General features: G+C 72.2%; 11 protein-coding genes. 7 read left to right on the forward strand and 4 right to left on the reverse strand.

The features are described 5' to 3' along the window. Nucleotides 1-142: 142 nt before the first annotated feature. The 4 genes from WMF45_RS17595 (at nt 143) to WMF45_RS17610 (ending at nt 6,268) form a co-directional block, all read left to right on the forward strand. Nucleotides 143-1,852: a hypothetical protein gene (locus WMF45_RS17595; protein ID WP_437718031.1), complete on the forward strand. Its 1,710-nt coding sequence runs from the start codon at nt 143-145 to the stop codon at nt 1,850-1,852. Nucleotides 1,853-1,870: 18 nt separating this feature from the next. After that, a complete protein-coding gene (locus WMF45_RS17600) occupies nt 1,871-3,904 on the forward strand; it encodes a G8 domain-containing protein (protein WP_437718032.1) in 2,034 nt (677 codons plus the stop codon). Between the two features lie 154 nt (nt 3,905-4,058). Then, entirely contained in the window at nt 4,059-5,768 is a 1,710-nt protein-coding gene (locus WMF45_RS17605; RefSeq protein WP_437718033.1) for a DUF2330 domain-containing protein, read from the forward strand. A gap of 11 nt (nt 5,769-5,779) precedes the next feature. Continuing rightward, complete coding sequence (locus tag WMF45_RS17610; protein WP_437718034.1) at nt 5,780-6,268, forward strand: hypothetical protein; 489 nt, start codon at nt 5,780-5,782, stop codon at nt 6,266-6,268. Between the two features lie 42 nt (nt 6,269-6,310). Here WMF45_RS17610 and WMF45_RS17615 read toward each other — a convergent pair whose 3' ends face one another. Both WMF45_RS17615 and WMF45_RS17620 read right to left on the reverse strand, forming a co-directional pair. Continuing rightward, nucleotides 6,311-7,090, reverse strand: a complete 780-nt coding sequence (locus WMF45_RS17615; protein WP_437718035.1) for a hypothetical protein — start codon at nt 7,088-7,090, stop codon at nt 6,311-6,313. Nucleotides 7,091-7,246: 156 nt separating this feature from the next. Further along, a complete protein-coding gene (locus WMF45_RS17620) occupies nt 7,247-8,266 on the reverse strand; it encodes an AraC family transcriptional regulator (protein WP_437718036.1) in 1,020 nt (339 codons plus the stop codon). A gap of 123 nt (nt 8,267-8,389) precedes the next feature. On the opposite strand from WMF45_RS17620, the gene WMF45_RS17625 reads away from it, so the two are divergent. Further along, a complete protein-coding gene (locus WMF45_RS17625; RefSeq protein ID WP_437718037.1) occupies nt 8,390-8,926 on the forward strand; it encodes a VOC family protein in 537 nt (178 codons plus the stop codon). Nucleotides 8,927-9,023: 97 nt separating this feature from the next. Here the strand turns inward: WMF45_RS17625 and WMF45_RS17630 are convergent, their stop codons facing one another. After that, nucleotides 9,024-10,199 (reverse strand): hypothetical protein, encoded by a 1,176-nt coding sequence (locus WMF45_RS17630; protein WP_437718038.1) that lies wholly within the window; start codon nt 10,197-10,199, stop codon nt 9,024-9,026. 180 nt (nt 10,200-10,379) lie between these two features. Continuing rightward, nucleotides 10,380-10,985 (reverse strand): polysaccharide biosynthesis/export family protein, encoded by a 606-nt coding sequence (locus tag WMF45_RS17635; RefSeq protein WP_437718039.1) that lies wholly within the window; start codon nt 10,983-10,985, stop codon nt 10,380-10,382. Between the two features lie 260 nt (nt 10,986-11,245). On the opposite strand from WMF45_RS17635, the gene WMF45_RS17640 reads away from it, so the two are divergent. Both WMF45_RS17640 and WMF45_RS17645 read left to right on the forward strand, forming a co-directional pair. Then, nucleotides 11,246-12,775 (forward strand): O-antigen ligase family protein, encoded by a 1,530-nt coding sequence (locus WMF45_RS17640; protein WP_437718040.1) that lies wholly within the window; start codon nt 11,246-11,248, stop codon nt 12,773-12,775. 97 nt (nt 12,776-12,872) lie between these two features. Next, a complete protein-coding gene (locus WMF45_RS17645) occupies nt 12,873-13,802 on the forward strand; it encodes a Uma2 family endonuclease (protein ID WP_437718041.1) in 930 nt (309 codons plus the stop codon). Nucleotides 13,803-14,039: the final 237 nt, after the last annotated feature.

Here is a 14,039-nt window from a genome sequence, read left to right on the forward strand (position 1 = left end):
GTGCCAAGGGGGCGACTGGAAGCGCACATCCAGCGTCTGGACGACCGGCTCGCGCGTGTGATCCCCCGGGGCGGATGTGGGTGTGTCGTGCCTCGGCGTTGAACCTGACGAAACCCTCGGCGGCCGCTGATATGCTGTGGTCGTGCGACGGCTCGCCCAGCTTGCGCTCGCCGTGGTCCTGACGGGGTGCGCGCCGGATGGAAGCGAGGATGCGATCCCGACCGCGACCTCGCTCCCGATTGAAGTCCTCGGCGCGCCGGGCGCCGCTGTCGCGGTCACGATCGACGTCCCCGGCGACGTCGCCTCCGCGCCCGGCGCCGCGCTCGCGCTCACGGTGCACAACGTCGTCGAGGCCGGCGCGGCGTACGTGGTGGTGAACGACGCGGCGCCGATCGACCTCGCCGCGCCCGGGCTGCGCAGGCCGTCGGGCGGCCACGCGACGGCCACGCTCCCCCTCGCCGAGGGCACGCTGCGCGCGGGCCCGAACCGCGTTGTGTTCCGCTACGACCGCCAGGTTCGCGACGTATCCGGGTTCCGCGTGATCGACGTGGCCGTGGTGGCCGGGGGGCAGCGGGGGACGGCCGACCTGCCCGCCGACGACCCTGGCGCCTGGACCGCGCCGTCGGGCGGCGCCGACGCCATCGAGCGCGGGCGGCGCTTCTTCGCCGAGGAGAGCCGTGACGGCGGGCCGGTGTGCGCGCGCTGCCACGCCGACGATGGCGCCGACCTGGCCTACTTCGCGTTCTCCAATCACAGCCTGATCGCGCGCGCCCAGCACCACCTGTTCACCCCCGCCGAGGCCGCCGACCTCGCGAGCTACGTGCGCTCTCTGGCCGTCCCCCCCGCCGGACGCGTGATCGACGCGCCGTTCCAGCCCGGTCCGCTGTACGCAGGCGCGGCCGGCGCCGGGCATAAGGCCGTGCTCGACTCCGACGAGGCGCTCGGCGCCGCGCTGTTCCCCGGCGGCTTCCCCGAGGACCCGGCCTGGGACCTGGCCGCGTCGTTCGACACCTCGGCCATCGCGCTCCCCGTCGAGACGCCGTCGTGGATGCGCTGGCTGCCGCGCAGGATCGACGAGACCTGGTTCACGCGCGACGACGGCCGGCTCGCCGAGGCGCAGGCCGCGCTCGCGCGCGACGGCACGCTCGAGGCCGCGCGCGCCTTCGAGACCGCCGCCGTGCAGATCGGCAAGGAGATCCTCATCACCACCGGTGATCACGCCGGGCGCGTGGAGCTCCTGCGCTACGCCGCGATCAAGCTGTGGGACTGGCAGCGGCGCCACGGCGGCTTCGACGGCGCGGACCACGGCTTTCCCGACGGCGGGCCCGCGTTCCCCTACGAGGTCGGCTTCGCGTTCTTCGAGGCGGCCTTGGCCGACGCCGTGCCCGACGCGATGGCGCAGGCCTTCTCCTGGTGGGTGGCCCAGGCTGCGGTCAACCCGGGTCGGGGCCACACGTCGGGCGATCGACCGCTGAACTGGAAGGACGTCCTCACCGCCGCCGACGGCGCCGGCGCGGGCCCGTGGACGATCATCTACCTCCACCTCGTCGGCAGCCTGGAGGAGTCGCAGGGCGCGCTCGCCGACGATTTCGGCACCGATCGCGGGCCGGTGCGCCTGCTCGCCGTGCCGCTGCGGCGCGTCCCCGGCCCGATCCGCGCCGCGCTGCTGCGCCGCTTCTTCGCGCGCGAGGCGGCGTTCCTGGCCGGCGGCGGGACGCTCACGTCCGATCATCACGTGGTCCTTGGCAACGCCTGGCGGGATGGGTGTGAGGGGCTCGCCCTCGACGAGCGCGCGGAGCTGCGCGCGCTCGCGCCGCCCGAGGTCGCCGCCGACCTGGCGGCGTGTCCCTAGGCGGCGATGGGAGGAACGATGGTTCGAACACGTCTCGCGCTCTCACTCGTGGCCGCCGCCGCGCTCGCGGCCTGCGGCAGCTCGGGGAATGGCCCCGAGGGTCCCAATGGCTCGACCGCCGACTGCCCTGACGGCGAGTCCTGCTCCTTCTGCGACGCCGCGACCTGGGGCGGCGCGCCCTCCGGCGCGGACACCGACGTTGTGATCCCGTCAGGGAAGGTCGTTGTCATCGACTGCCCCGCCGAGGCGCGGACGGTCCTGGTCCAGGCCGGCGGTACGCTGCGCGCGTCGCGCGAGGCGTCAGCCACGCTGACCCTGCACGGCAACCTGGTCGTGGAGGGGACGGTCGACTACGGCACGCCGGACGACCGCATCCCCGACGGCGTGACCGCCGAGATCATCTTCACCGGCATGCACGACGAGGAGTACGCCGGCACGCCCAGCGCGGCGGAGGGCGGGGAAGGCTCGCAGTCGGTCGACACGCCCATCTCCGTCGTCGACGGCGACGTCGGGGTGTGGGTCATGGGCGCCGGGCGCCTGCTCGCGGCCGGCGCGCCCAAGCGCGCCTGGGGGAAGCTCGTCGAGGGCGCGGGGGACGGCGACGCCGTGTTCACCGTCGATGACGCGTCGGGGTGGAAGGCCGGCGATCGCGTCGTCCTCACCCCCTCGGCCCCGCTCGCCGGCGGCGACGTGGCGGTCGACCAGTTCGACGAGGGGACCATCGCCGCCGTCGACGGGAACGAGGTGACGCTGGCCCACGCGCCGGCGTTCGCTCACGACGGCTGCGCGGACTGCCTGCGCCGCGCCGAGGCCGCGAACCTGTCGCGCAACGTGGTCATCCGCTCGGCCGACGACACCGCGCACGCGCACATCCTGGTCGCCGAGCAGGGGCACGTGCAGCTCGACAGCGTGGAGCTCCGCTGGCTCGGCCCGCTGATCCCGTGCAGCGGCGGCGCCGAGGGGACCGCGCTCCCCGCCCGCCGCGCGCCGCTCTGGTTCCACCAGCAGAAGGACGCCTCGGCGGGCTCGTTCGTGCGTCACGCGGCGATCTGGGGCGGCGAGCTCCACTTCATCATGGTCGAGCAGTCGAACGACATCGAGATCACCGACGTCGCCGGCTACGACACCGAGGGGGTGGGCTTCGGCCTGTTCTACGACAACGGCGCGTGCGGCACGTTCTGCGACGATCGCGAGAAGGCGCCGTCCGGCGTGCTGCTCGACCACGTGCTGGCCGCGCGCGTCGGCATCCCCGAGCGCGTCGACGGCTGCATCCGCGTGGACCACCGCATGACGGGCATCGCCGTGTCGGGCGGCGAGGGCTCGGGCGCGCGCGACTCGGTAGCCGTCGGCGTGGGCTACGACGGCACAGGCGAGGACGTCTCCGGCTTCGGCTGGCAGGAGGGGGGATCGGGGCGGCCGGCGGACTTCGTCTTCGACGGCAACGTCGCCCATCACGTCCGCGGGCACGGCGCGATGATCTGGCACAACCTCGAGGTCGCACAGCCGGCGTACCGCGACAACGCGTTCTGGTCGAACGGCCACTACGGCGTCCTCTGGGGTGCCTACGTGAACCCGCTGCTGTTCGGCGACGTCGTGGCGGTGGACAACGGGCTGGCGTCGATCGGCGTCAAGGCCATCCCGCTCGACGACACGCCCCGCATGCAGGGGGGCACCGTCGATGACATCAAGATCCTTGCTTACGTGTTCATCCAGGAGAAGCCGGCCATCTTCGAGCACGTGACGTTCACGGGCGATCGTCCGATCGCGGTGACGCAGCTCCACGAGGCGTGCGACGGCGGCGACGAGGAGGATCCCGCCGATCCCGACTGCCTGCGCGTGTGGCTGCGCTTCGTCGATCCGGTATTCCCGCCGGGCGTGCTGCCGTTCGATTTCGGGCAGACGTTCAACCGCTACTCGACCTGGGAGGTGCGCGGCTTCTCAAGCCCCGATTTCCCGGACCTGCCGGCCGACTTCGATCTCTACCGCGCCGACAACGAGGTCGAGGGGGGCGCCTACTTCGCGCCGTTCGACGCCTGGCTCGTGCCACGTTGATGCGGTGAGGAGCGCTGACGGCCGCATGGGGGTCGAGCGCGGGGTGGTGTTTTGACCTTCGGGCGTCGTACCCAGGAATCGCCTTTTCTTGTGCATGGCACCGTGTTTGCCTGGGGGCGTTCGCCCGATCGGTCGGGCGAGGAGGATGTAGACCATGCGCAAGCTATGGATGGCTCCGGTGATGGCGGCGGCGGCGGCGCTGATGACGGCGCCACGACCCGCCGAGGCGTGCGGCGGATTCTTTTGCGGACGACAGCCGGTGGACCAGACCGCGGAGCGGATCTTGTTCGCGACGAACCAGGATGGTTCGGTCACGATGGTGACGCAGATCCAGTATGCCGGCGCGGCGCCGGACTTCGCCTGGGTGGTTCCGCTGGCCGAGGTGCCGGCGGTGGAGAGCCTCGCTGTGTTCCCGCAGCTTGCGCTCACCGCCCTCGATTCAGCGACGGGCCCGCAGTTCCAGTGGCCCGACGACCCGAACTGCTACCCCGCCTTTCCCGAATCTGCCGCGGGGGGCGGGGCCACCGCGGGCGGCACCGACGACGGCGACGTCACGGTGCACATCCGGGAAGAGGTCGGGCCGTATGACGTGGCCGTTGTCGAGTCGACCGATCCCACGGCGCTCGTCGCCTGGCTTCGCGACAACAACTTCCGCGTCAACGACGCGATGCTGCCGTACATCCGCATCTATACGAGCGAGGGGATGAAGTTCCTCGCGCTGCGGCTCCAGCCGGACGCTGAGGTCACCGACATCCAGCCGTTCCGCTTCACGCTTCCGTCGGGGTCTCCGTCGATCCCGATCCGGCTGACGGCGATCGCGGCCGAGCCGGAGATGGGCATCACCGTGATGATCCTCGGCGACCGGCGTTATGGGCCGGCCAACTGGCCGGACGTCGAGATCGACGACAACCAGATCGTCTGGAGCGCGAACCAGTGGCCGGTGCAGACGAACTGGACGGCGCTCGTCGCGCGCGGCGTCGACGAGGCCGGCGGTCGAGGCTTCGTCACGGAGATGAGCGGACCGACGACCGACATCGCCGAGCAGGTCCGCAACACGATGACCTCGGACGAGGATCAGCTGGCCGCGCGTGACGCGCTGCTGCCGCTGCTGGAGGGCAACGCGACGATCACCCGGCTCTATACCCGCCTGTCGCCCGAGGAGATGACCGTCGATCCGATGTTCCGGCGCACCGACGGTCCCGTTGTGTCGAACACCCGCCTGCTCCCGCGCTACGTCGATGACCGCGACCTGTGCGTGGGCCCGCCGGGCGCCGAGGCTGCCGGCGCCGCGTCGCCGTGCGACTTCGCGGCGTGCGGCGCAGGCGGCCTGTGCCGCGTCGTCGAGGGCGCGGACGGCGCCCAGCCCGTCGCCGCCTGCGCGTGCGTGCCCGGGACGACGGCGCGCACCACGCGCGATCCGTCGGGTCGGCCGACGGTGACCTGCCAGGACCTCCGCATGTCGTTCCTCAACCCGGGTGACCGGGCGCTCCCTGACGCGCCGCCGCTCGCGGATCCTTGCGCGACGTTCGATTGCGGCGCGAACGGCGAGTGCGTGCCGATGAACATGACGCCGACCTGCCGCTGTTCGACCGGTTATGTGGCGGTAGGCACGATCGCCGCCGACGGCGGCCGCACGACGACCTGCGTGCTTCCCGACGAGCCCGTCCCCACGTCCTTCTACGACAGGCGCGTCCCGCAGCTGCCCGATTCGCTGCCGGGCGGCCGACCGGTCGATGTGCCGCCGCCCGCCGTCGGGGCCGCCTCTGGAGGCTGCAACGCCGGCGGCCATGCTGGCGGCGCCGTCGGTCTCAGCGGCGCGCTGCTCGGGCTGCTGGCGGCCGCGCGCCGCCGCCGGCGCTCGTAGGAGTCCACGCCGTGACCTGCTCGACCTCCGCCGCCGGTTTCGCCGTGCTCCTCGCGTTCGCTCCTGGCTGCGCCGGCGGGGACGAGCCGCCGGCGCAGGGCATCGCCGAGCTCGGCACCGGCGAGTGGCAGTTCGAGCCGCTGGCCGACGGCCAGGAGGTCGAGCTCGCCCACGGCGCGCAGGGCGGCTGGCACGTGTGGACGAGCGTCAGGACGCTCGGCCTGGAGCCGGAGGGCGCCCAGCTCGAGGTCACGACGACCGTGATCGGCGACCCGTCCTCGGCGACGACCAGCCGGGGGAGGATCGAGCTCGAGGAGATCGAGGACGGCCGGTGCGAGTTCATCGGATGGCCGGCCGTGCTCCGCGAGCCAGCTTGTGCCATCGGAGAACCGCTCCGGATCAGGGGGGTGGTGACCGACGCGCGAGGCACGGTTGCGACCGCCGAGCGGCTGGTGCACCCCCGATGGGACAGCGACGAGGCCTGTGCCGGGCGGCCATAGGGCCCGAAATCCACATCGCCGGTCCGGTCCAGCAGCTCTGGGTCAGAGCGAGTGAACGATCCAGACAGCCGGCTCTTCATAACGTCCGCGCCGGCCCTGGACGTACACGGGGGCAAGGCCGCCGGGGATCTCGAAAGACCGCTCGGAAGGCAGGATAGGCCTGCCGAGCCAGACCTCCCAGAAATCGAGCTCCAGGTCGACCACGAGGGCGCAACGGGGAGTCCCGGCGATCCGGCCCCCGATGCGGACATGCGTTCGGATCCACGGATCGGTGGGCAACCCGTCCTCGCGGGCGCGATCGAGGAACTCCTCGATATCGATGCCCGGGCAGGATGCCTTGGACGGGGGGCGCACCGGGGCGAGCACGCCGGCGAGGCCCGATCGCCTCGCCAGGGCCTTGAAGCCGGCGAGAACGAGCGCGCTCACGCCCTGGCCGCGGAACAGCGGCGATACCGAGGCGGTGAAGGCGCCCAGGTGGGTTGGCGGCTCGCCGTCGCGGACCGCCTTCGCACGGAGGACCTGCCACCTCCAGCCGCTGTCGGGCAGCGCCGCCAGATCGTCGCTCCGCACGGCGATCGGCGCGGCGTTGCCGACCGCGGCCAGGCGCCCCGTCGCCCTCTCGACGAGGCCGAACGTGAACGCGGGGGTCTCCCTGAGGATCTCCAGATAGGCGTCCTCGACGTCGTTGGAGTAGATGAACGGCGTCACGGCCCATGCCTGCGCGACGACGACATCCATCAGGGCGCCCAGATCCGGGCGCTCTGCGCGCGTGAACATGTCGAAGCGGTCGCTCACCACTTCAGGCGGAGCATCGTGGGTCATGCGAAGTCGTTCAGCCCGGCGAACGCCGTAGTCACATCCGAGGATGGGCGCAACGCCCACGACGAGCGGAGCAAATTTTTTTCCGAGCATCCCGCTTCGCGGCCGCCCTGGTTCCGCGCGCCAGCAATCCCTGGCGGAGATTTCTGACCCACGGAGCTACCGGGCGCGGGCGCGCCGGTACTCTCCCGGTGTCGTTCCCGTCCAGCGACGGAAGCTGCGGTAGAAATGGCGCGGCTCGCCATAGCCGAGCAGGAACGCGATCTCCTGGAGCGCCAGGTCAGCCCGGCGGACGAGATCGAGCGCCTTCTCCCGCCGGGCCTCGTCGAGCTGCGCCGTGAACGACGTGCCGATGTCCTTGAGCGCGCGCTGGAGCGACCGCGTGCTCATGCCCAGAGAGCGCGCGATCCCCTCCTGGTCCACGTCGCCGCGGTCGAGCCGCTCGTCGATGCGGGCGCGCACGCGCGCGTCGAGCGTCGCGGCGCTGGCGGGCGCGGCGCGCGCGGCGAGGAGCTGCTCGGCGTGGCGAACGAGGTAATCGCGTACCGACGGGTCCGCGCCGACCAGGGGCGCGTCGAGCAAACGCGCATCGTAGACGAGGCCCGTGGCGCCCGCGTCGAAGCGGGCCGGGGCCCCGATGGCCTCCTCGTAGAGCGACGGCGGGTGCCGCCGAGGATGGCGGAACAGCGCCTCGATCGGCCGCGCCGACCCGCCGAGGTAGAGCGCGATGAAGCGCGCGAGCGTCGCGATCATCATCTCGATCGGCTCGGCCATGGCGACGACGCGCGGCTCGTGCTCGAGAGCGAGCCGGGCGACCCCGCCGTGCTCCTCGAGGGTGATGCGGAGGTACGGGTCCATCAGCCGGCAGAAGCGGCCATAGACGGCGACGCCCTGCCGCACGGTCTCGCTGTGGCGAAGGACGTGCCCCACGATGCCGACGACCGACACCGGGATGCATCGCGCATAACGCAGCCCGAGCGGCTCGCCGGGGAGGCGCTGGAGAAGGACCTCCCACAGCGAGAAGAGCGATGCATACGGCACGAGCTCGTCGGGCGCGGCGAGGACCTCGGGCGCGACGCCGGCAGCCCGGAGGAGCTCCTCCTGCGGGACTCCGCACGACGAGGCGAAGGCGATGAGCCCGGCGGGCATGGATGCGAACACGAGATCGCCGTCGGACATGGCCTGCGCCGAGGATAGCGCAGCCGCCCGGGGGCTCAGCGCCGATCCCGCCGCGCTCGAAATCCAGCTTGAACGACCGCTCCGGCTCGTGGCATCCTCGACGTGCACGCAAAGGGGGGGACGATGGCGGTGCATCACATCGCGCTGGCGACCAGCGATCTGGTCGCCACACACCGGTTTTATACCCGGGTCATGGGGTTCCGTCTCGTGAAGGTCATCGCGGTGCCTTACGAGGGCAGCCGCGACGGGGGCTGGGCGAGGCACGCGCTGTATCGGATCAGCGAGCCCGATGGTCCGCTGCTGGCGTTCTGGGATCTGCACGAGGAGACGGTGCGGGGGCGCTTCAGGACCGATCTCTCGACAGGGCTCGGGCTGCCGGTGTGGATGAACCACCTGGCTTTCAGCGCCCCGACGGGCGAGTTCTACGGTCGGATGCTCGCGCGGTGGCTCTCGCACGGCCTCGAGGTGACCGAGCGAGATCGCGAGTTCTGCCGCTCGATCTGCACGATCGATCCCAACGGCATCATGGTCGAGTTCTGCCAGACCCTCCGGCCCTTCTCGGCCGAGGAGGTCGCCGACGCGGAGCGCTCGCTCTTCGATCCCATGCCGCAGCTCGATCTGCCGCGACCCTCGATCGTCCACCGGTCGCAGGCGGGGTGACGCGCCTGCGCGCGACCGGGCCTCCGATGGGGATTGCGTCCCATCGTCATGGCATGCGCCGCGCGCGGGCCGATGAGAGCACGCGCGGCGATGTGGCTCAGGGCGCTGCCGGAGGGCCTTCCCGGCAGGGCGCCACCCGATCTGCGCCGCCGAAGAACTCTTTCGCGAGCAGCGACCACGCCCGCGCGTTCTCCGGCGGGCCGCACTTGAACGGCGCCTTCGCGAGCCGCTTGCCGCGGAGCGCCGCGCGCTGCTCGCGGTAGTAGCGGATCGCCAGCTCGGCGGCGTACTCCACCACGCCGTTTCCAGGCTGGAACGAGTAATACGTGCCGCCCTTCACGATGGTCTCGTTCGGCGAGTACGGTGTGAGGCAGGAGATCCTCGTCCCGCAGCGCGCGACGATCCCGTCGTAGATCGGCGAGAGCGCCGCCTGGGACCACCCGCCGTGCGCGCCGTCGTTCAGGTGGAAGAGCTCGTGGAAGAGCGTCTCCCGCACGTCGTCCGCGGAGCGATGGAGCGAGCCGGAGAGGTTGTACGCGACCGTCCAGCCCGAGGCGTACGCGGAAGGCGTCCGCGCCCGCACGGACCGGAAGTACCGGAGCGCGAGGGCGCGGTGCCGGTAGCGCACGGGCGAGCTGGCCGCGGCCGCGAGATCCGCGACGAAGGCGTCGAAGTCGGCGATCGCCGACACCGTCCACTCGAGGTGGCGGCGCTCGGCGCGCACCGGCAGCTCCGGGACGAGGTGGAGCATGCCGCGGTAGCCGCCGTCCATCATGTGCTCCCGCTCCAGCCCGGCGACGCTGCCGTTCTGATCGAAGAGCGCGGTCGCGCTCGCTGCGGCCTGCGGGTCGCCCTGGTAGCGGAGCGCGAGCAGGCAGCGGATGCGCTCGTGCGCCGGGCTTGGCGCGGCCGCTGTCCCGGCGTTCCCGCGCCGGCAGGCGTCGATGGCGTCCCGGTGGGCGGCGGCGTCGCCCGGGAACAGGATCGCCTCGGCCTCGTCCGCCGAGATGGCGGGGACCGGCTCGGTTGGGGCGGGGTAGGGCGCGGCGCCCTGCGCGCCATCGGCCCGCGCCGCCCCCGAGGACGCCACGCCGGCAGGCCCAGGGGTTTCCGGGCCAGAAGGCGCGCTGGCTGCCGCGAGGACCGGAGAGCTCGGCGCCGTGGCCTTGCCGGCGGGGCCCGGGGGGCCAGGGCTCGCGGGGGAACACGCCGCGACGATCACCGGCAACGCGAGGGTCAATACGGCGACGAGCGGCGTGGCCTCGGGGCGCATCCTGCCCAGGATGCCAGAACTTGGTGCGGCGATCATCCAACGATGTCCGGCGGGGCAGGGGAGGACGCCCATCGAAGCGCGACGGGCTCTCTGCGACGTGAACGCTGCCCACCCGCGCGCGCCGCCGCCGCATGCGGATAAGCCGTCTCCCGGAACGCCGTGTCGCCGATGCGGGCCTTCCTACGGCACCACCACCGTATCGTTCGTTTGCAGCGGCAGATCCCCGCGGAGATCGCCTTTCCCGACGACCTCATCGAACGCGAACGGAATCCTGCGCTCGCCGATCGCGTCGCGCCGGACGATCACCACCTCGTCGGGATCGGCGAAGCGCGTGAATCCGCCCGCGAGGGCGAGCGCCTGGAGCACGGTGATCTGCGCCCTCGGCGTGAACTCGCCAGGACGCGACACCTCGCCCATCACGTAGACCCGGTAGCTGTGGAGCTCTGCCACCTCGACGCTGACGACCGGCTTCTCATGATAGAACTTGGCGGCCTGCGTCGCGATGTCCTCGGCGATGCCCATGACGGTGCGCCCCGACACCAGGACGTCGCCGACGAGCGGGATCGTGATGAACCCGTCGGGTCGCACCGTGACGCGCTGGCTCAGCGCCTCGTTCTTCCAGGCGCGCACCTCCAGCACGTCGCCGGGGCCGACCGCATAGGCGCTCGTCGCGCGGCGCTCCGCATCGAAATCGACGCGTGGTGCGCGCGCGCCGCAGCCCGGGAGCGCCATGAGGACCGTGAGCGCGGAGCAGAGCAGGGCAATCCGGACACAGCGGGAGCACATGCGGTTTCCAGCCTCCTTGATGCGATGGCGCTCCAGCAAGCGCCGATCCCGCCGCCGCGCTCCGCGCCTGCTCCTCGCGCGCGCACTGGCGCTCTTCCCGCGTGCCGCTCGGGCCCGCGGTGCTAGATCCGTCGCGCGGAAGGGGGGAATGCGCGCCGCGCCTCATCGCGCCCGCGCAGGGCGCCTCCGCGCGGCCGTCACGAGGGCGCGGCGCGGGCCGCCCGTGCGCGGCGCGCGCCACGCGAACGGCGCGCCACACCATGGCAGCGTGGGTCGTGTGCGCGCTGTGCGCGCTCGTCATCATCAAGCCGCAGGAGTTCATCCCCGCGCTCTCGGGGATTCCGCTCGTGCACGCGGCGTTCGGGATCACCCTGCTCTGCGTCGCCCTCGACGTCGTGTGGCGGAGGCTCAAACCGACGCTCGCGCCTCAGGTCGTCTATGCGCTCGCGTTCCTCGCCTGGGCAGCGCTGACCACCGCGCTGAAGCGCCCGACCGCGCTCGAGGAGCGCGGAATGCAGCTCGCGACCGTCGCGGGCATCTTCGTCGCCGTCGCCGTCGCCGCCGCCTCGCCGCGAGGGCTGCGGGCGCTGGCGATCACGCTCGTCGGCTGCGCCGTCCTCACGACCGTGGTCGCGATCGTGCAGGCGTTCCAGCCCCACGGCTGCATGATCGCGGCGCCCGATGACTGGGAAGGCAAGGGCGAGCTCGAGCCGGATGGACGCCCCTGCGAGACCAACCTCGACTGCCGCATCGAGGCGCCCGTACCCGACGGCAACTACCGGTGCGAGCGCCCCGGGCCGCTCGGCACGTCGACCATCGATGGCCGCGTCCGCTACCGCGGCTCGCTCGCCGATCCCAACGAGCTCTCGCTGATGGCCGGAATGTCGATCCCGCTCGCGATCGCGCTCGCCGAGCGGCGCTCCGGCCCGCGCCGTCCGCGCAGGTCCGTCCGCGGGGGCCCACCCCCGTCGGCCGGCGCGCCGTCCGGCGGCGCTGCGCCAGGGGCCGCGCGGGCCTGCGGGGCGCGCCGCGCGCTGACGCTGCCCGTCCTGCTCACGGATCGGCTGATCTCGCGCGTGGCCGGGGCGCTCCGCGCGCTCCCCGTGACGGCCGTCATCGCGGCGATCGGCGCGATGGTCGTCCTGTCGCGCTCGCGCTCGGGCGTCATCGTGTACCTGGCGGTGCTCGGCATCAGCTTCATCCGCCGGAGCGGGACCCTCGGCGTCATCGCCGCCTGCTTCGTCGGGCCGCCCATGCTCCTGCTCGGGGGCCGGAGCGGCGAGGAGGCGAGCGAGAGCTCGGGCGAGCGCGTCGAGCTGCTCCGGGAGGCGTTCGAGCTGATCCGCCGGACCAGGGGGATCGGCGTCGGCGCAGGGCAGTTCGGCGACGAGTCGTCGCTCGGCTTGACCGCCCACAACTCCTATCTCCTCGCAGCAGCCGAGACGGGCTTGCTCGGGATGTGCCTGTTCGCGCTCGTCCTGTACGCGTCGATCAAGGTGCCGCTGTCGATCTGGCTGGGCGACGTCGAAGTCGGCCCCACGGCGAGGCGGTTCGCGCCGGCGATCTTCGTGAGCCTGTGCGGCGCGCTGATCGGCATCTTCTTCCTCTCGTGGGCCTACAAGGACATCCTCTACATGGTGTTCGGCGCCTCCGCCGCGCTCTACGGCGCCGCGCGGGCCGAGGACAGCCGCGTCGTGGTGCGTGTGTCCGGGAGAGAGGTCGCGCTCGTGTGCGGCGGGATGGTCGTGGTGCTCGTGCTGCTCAACATCTTGCTCCGGTTCCTCGGGTGAGCGCGCCCGCGAGCGCCGGGCGCCCCTGGGCCGTCCGCGGCGCGGCCTCGCAGGTCGTTCGGCGGGCGCGCCCTGGAATGGTGGTATGCTGGGCGGGATGTCGGCTCCCATCCGCAAGCCCGTCGGCCCCGCAGCGGCGCCGATCCCGGCCGAGGCGCCGCGCGCCCCGACGGAGGCCGAGTGGGCCGCGATGTCGCCCGCTCAGCGCCAGCAGGCGATCGCGGCGCTCGTCGACTCCATGTCCCAGGAGGAGATCGACGAGCGCCTGGCCATGGCCGAAGGGGACCCGCACTTCGACGCCAAGGTGGAAGCCCGCGACACGCTCCGCGCCTGGTTCGGCCGGCGCGGGCGGCGCATCTACATCGGCGCCGAGATGAAGGTCCACTATCCGGGCGAGAAGGGCTTCACGTCCGACGTGATCGCGGTGACCGACGTCGATCCCACCCCGCGCCTCTGCTGGATGGTCAGCGCCGAGGGCAAGGGGATCGACCTCGCGATCGAGGTGCACTACGCCGGCAACTGGCGCAAGGACTTCGTCGATAACGTCGTGCGCTACGCGACCCTCGGGATCCGCGAGTACTTCATCTACGACATCCCGCGCGGGCACCTCAAAGCTCACCGGTTACCGCCCACCGGCGCGCGGCGCTACGAGAGCATCCCCTCGCGTGCCGGGCGGTACCGATCGGAGATCCTCGATCTGGATCTGGCAGTGGAGGCGGGGCGTCTCCGCTTTTACGCGGATACCGCTGAGCTGGTCACCGCCAGCGAGCTGGTGGGCAAGCTGGAGGGGATGATCGAGGCCGCCGAGGCCCGGATCGAGCAGGAGCAGGCGCGGGCCGAGCAGGCGGTGGGGCAGCTGTCGGCGGCGATCCTGATGCTGCTGAACGCGCGCGGCGTCCCGGCGAGCGAGGAGGCGAGGGGCCGGATCCTCGGCGAGACGGACGTGGACGTCCTGGGACGCTGGCTCCAGCGCGCGGCGACCGCGGCGGCGGTGGAGGAGCTGTTCCTGGAGTCGACCGGCCGCTGACGGAAGCCGGACCGGGGGCTCCCGGGTCAGCGTGATTTCCTGGAGAGGGGCCATTCTCGGAATGGAACTGGCGATCTTCAGGCGAGCGACGCGGCATCAGGGAGCCACGTACGACGCATTCAGCGCCATCCGGATCTCGGGTGTGTGCGCAGGCGCGAGGTGCCTCTCGAGCAGGAGGCGCGCCCATTCTGAACGGCGTGGCCGGATGCACGATGCCGTTGCCTCGCGCATCGCCTC

The organism is Sorangium sp. So ce448 (assembly GCF_051520915.1).
Classification (GTDB): Bacteria; Myxococcota_A; Polyangia; order Polyangiales; family Polyangiaceae; genus Sorangium; species Sorangium cellulosum_B.

Coding starts and splice junctions, on each gene's coding strand:
- WMF45_RS17600 (WP_437718032.1), top strand. CDS start 1,871: ATGGTTCGAACACGTCTCGCGCTCTCACTCGTGGCCGCCGCCGCGCTC.
- WMF45_RS17605 (WP_437718033.1), top strand. CDS start 4,059: ATGCGCAAGCTATGGATGGCTCCGGTGATGGCGGCGGCGGCGGCGCTG.
- WMF45_RS17615 (WP_437718035.1), bottom strand. CDS start 7,090: ATGACCCACGATGCTCCGCCTGAAGTGGTGAGCGACCGCTTCGACATG.
- WMF45_RS17620 (WP_437718036.1), bottom strand. CDS start 8,266: ATGTCCGACGGCGATCTCGTGTTCGCATCCATGCCCGCCGGGCTCATC.
- WMF45_RS17625 (WP_437718037.1), top strand. CDS start 8,390: ATGGCGGTGCATCACATCGCGCTGGCGACCAGCGATCTGGTCGCCACA.
- WMF45_RS17630 (WP_437718038.1), bottom strand. CDS start 10,199: ATGCGCCCCGAGGCCACGCCGCTCGTCGCCGTATTGACCCTCGCGTTG.
- WMF45_RS17635 (WP_437718039.1), bottom strand. CDS start 10,985: ATGTGCTCCCGCTGTGTCCGGATTGCCCTGCTCTGCTCCGCGCTCACG.
- WMF45_RS17640 (WP_437718040.1), top strand. CDS start 11,246: ATGGCAGCGTGGGTCGTGTGCGCGCTGTGCGCGCTCGTCATCATCAAG.
- WMF45_RS17645 (WP_437718041.1), top strand. CDS start 12,873: ATGTCGGCTCCCATCCGCAAGCCCGTCGGCCCCGCAGCGGCGCCGATC.